This is a genomic window from Nocardia sp. NPDC059228 (assembly GCF_042754245.1).
Classification (GTDB): domain Bacteria; phylum Actinomycetota; class Actinomycetes; order Mycobacteriales; family Mycobacteriaceae; genus Nocardia.
The window spans coordinates 1-1,089 of sequence record NZ_JBHZAL010000169.1 but is presented as its reverse complement, the minus strand read 5'-3'; the positions used below and the strand labels follow the sequence as shown (position 1 = coordinate 1,089).

Genomic DNA, 1,089 nt, shown 5'->3' with positions numbered 1-1,089 from the left:
GGGTGTGCTGATCGTCGGCTCCGGCTTCTTCACCCACAACCTGGCCGCGCTGCGCCAGGCCGGCCGCCGGGTCCCCTCCTGGTCCGCCGAGTTCGACGACTGGGGCCGGCGCGCGCTGGACGCCGGTGACGTGGACGCGCTGCTCGACTTCGCCCGCAAGTCCCCGGCGGGCCGGCTCGCCCACCCGCGCACCGAGCACTTCGCGCCGCTGTTCGTGACGCTCGGAGCCGCCGGGGAGGAGCTGGACACCGTACGGAACGTCATCGACGGCTTCTGGATGGGACTGGCCAAACGCTCGGTGCAGTTCGGCTGACCGGCGCCGCCGTACTCCGCCAGTGGTCGGCCCAATGGCAGACGGGTTCAGATAGGCAACGGTTCGACATCCCCTGGCCAATGGCACTTGACCGGGCAATCGGCGCTCCGTACGTTCCTGTGGTCTAGACATCCTGTTAGGGAGCGGCCATGCGGAAACATGTCATCGGGGCCCTTGTCGTCACCATGGCGCTCGGACTCTCTGCCTGCGGCAGTGGGGACTCGGGCGGGGACGGCGGCGAAACGTCGGGCAAGGGCAAGACCCTGACCGTGTGGATCATGGAGGGGACCAACCCGGACCCCAAGCCCTTCTTCAACGAGGTCGCCGCGGCCTTCAAGAAGAAGACGGGCGCCACGGTCAAGGTCGAGTACCAGCAGTGGGCCACCGCGCAGAAGAAGTTCACCACCGCGATCGAGGGCGGACCGAGCCAGGTGCCCGACGTCGCCGAGGTGGGCACCACCTGGATCCCGCAGTTCGCCGAGACCGGCGGCCTCGTTGACGTGACCGACAAGGTGAAGGACTCCGGCCTGAACGACGACCTGGTCGAGGGCCTGGCCGACGCGGGCACGCTGGACGGCAAGCAGTACGGCATGCCCTGGTACGCCGGTGTCCGCGGGCTCCTCTACCGCAAGGACATCTTCGAGAAGCACAACCTCAAGGCCCCGACCACCTGGAAGGAACTGCGCGACACCGCGCTGGTCCTGAAGGAGAAGGAGCCGGGCATGATCTCCTTCCCGGTCGCGGGCGGCGCGGAGATGTTCGCGACCCCGTTCGTC

At 68.3% G+C, this 1,089-nt stretch carries 2 protein-coding genes; both read left to right on the top strand.

The features are described 5' to 3' along the window. On the top strand, positions 1-313 hold a 313-nt coding region (locus tag ACFXKA_RS43240; protein WP_379431949.1), incomplete at its 5' end, for a dioxygenase. A gap of 149 nt (positions 314-462) precedes the next feature. Next, positions 463-1,089, top strand: a 627-nt coding sequence (locus tag ACFXKA_RS43235; protein ID WP_379431948.1) for an extracellular solute-binding protein, incomplete at its 3' end; no start/stop codon positions are given.